Annotated in this window: 3 protein-coding genes; 1 reads left to right on the top strand and 2 read right to left on the bottom strand. The window is 60.3% G+C overall.

Annotated features, from left to right (window positions below; translation table 11 throughout):
• The coding region (locus tag AC2FNB_RS21250) for a divergent polysaccharide deacetylase family protein (protein WP_496748709.1) at positions 1-501 on the top strand (501 nt) is incomplete at its 5' end.
• A 20-nt stretch (positions 502-521) separates the two neighbouring features.
• Here AC2FNB_RS21250 and AC2FNB_RS21245 read toward each other — a convergent pair.
• Together AC2FNB_RS21245 and AC2FNB_RS21240 are read right to left on the bottom strand one after the other, a co-directional pair.
• Complete coding sequence (locus AC2FNB_RS21245; protein WP_496748708.1) at positions 522-1,070, bottom strand: HutD/Ves family protein; 549 nt, start codon at positions 1,068-1,070, stop codon at positions 522-524.
• A gap of 14 nt (positions 1,071-1,084) precedes the next feature.
• A partial coding sequence (locus AC2FNB_RS21240; protein WP_496748707.1) for a chorismate-binding protein occupies positions 1,085-1,346 on the bottom strand: 262 nt, incomplete at its 5' end.

Here is a 1,346-nt window from a genome sequence, read left to right as displayed (position 1 = left end):
CGTTACCGGACGGCCGGTTTCGAAGTCATGATGATGACCGATATGCCACTGGAAGCGACCGCAAAAGATGCCGAGGTTTCGCTGGCGGTCTGGCTTGAAACCTTGCCCGAAACGGTCGGCATTCTCGAAGGCACGTTGACCGGTGTCCAGGGCAACCGGGACCTTGCCGAACAGGTCACGGCCATTGCGGGCGGCACCGGGCGCGGAGTGGTCATGCAGGACAATGGCCTGAACACCGCACAGAAACTTGCGGCGCGTAACGGCGTTCCCTCGGCAGTGGTGTTCCGGGATTTTGACGGTGCGGGTCAAGAGCCCAAGGTGATGCGGCGTTTTCTGGATCAGGCGGCATTCCGGGCCGGGCAGGAAGGATCCGTGATCATGTTGGGTCGGGTGCGCCCTGACACCATCTCGGCGCTGGTGCTTTGGGGCCTTCAGGACCGCGCGAGCCGGGTTTCTCTGGCGCCGGTCTCAGCGGTTCTGAAAAGCGGGGCCGGGGGGTGATGCAGGACTGGCGGGTGCTCTCAATTCTTTGGTGAATTCACGGCTCGCAATTCGACGCACAGTGCCGTTGCGCCCGGATCCAATGCAACGTCATCGTTCGGTTCAAGAACGAAGGACCCGGACTTCAGTTTGATACTGCCGATGCCAGCCTGCCCCGAAACCATATACACCCCACAAGGGTGGTCCGGAAAACGCAAACGCTCCGGCCCACTGTGACACGTGACGCGGGGACAAAGCCGGGTGGGGTCAAAGATCAGATTGAAGTTTCGTACCGGCCCACTCCGCAGCCTTCCGCAAAGTTCAATATCACCTGAAAAAGTGAGCGGTGAAAAAGGTGGCGCAGGCAGGTTCCCCTGTACGCCTTCCAAGACCATTCCGGCGCCCGAGACAACCGTGAGAATGCGGTGCAGGCCCGGAAAAACCGAAAACGGCCCGTCCCGGTCGACCTCAGCCAGGCTCAGCCGCCAAAGCAGGTGACCGTCCTGATTACCGCGCGCAATTTCATGCGTGATGCCACCACCATTTTTCCACCGCGACGTAACGTACTGATCTGGCGTGAATATCTGCATGCCCAAACCGGATGTCACCGGTTGCCATTACCCGTGAACCGGGACGCGTCTGCAGCAGCGCGGCGGATCGCGTTGGATTTGTGCACGGTTTCCATATATTCCGCCTCGGGGTCGCTGTCATAGACAACACCACCGCCTGCCTGGATATAGAGCTTGCGATCCTTCACGATGGCGGTACGCAGGGCGATGCACATATCCATGTCGCCGCCAGCCGAGAAATAACCGACCCCGCCGCCATAGATGCCGCGCTTTTCCGGCTCCAGTTCGTCGATGATC

This window comes from Ruegeria sp. BHSB058, assembly GCF_059613285.1.
Note: the sequence above shows the minus strand (reverse complement) of the source record. Positions and strands in the feature narration are given on the sequence as shown.

Excerpts from the sequence above, each read along its gene's own strand:
- AC2FNB_RS21245 (WP_496748708.1), bottom strand. The coding sequence starts at position 1,070 with ATGCAGATATTCACGCCAGATCAGTACGTTACGTCGCGGTGGAAAAAT.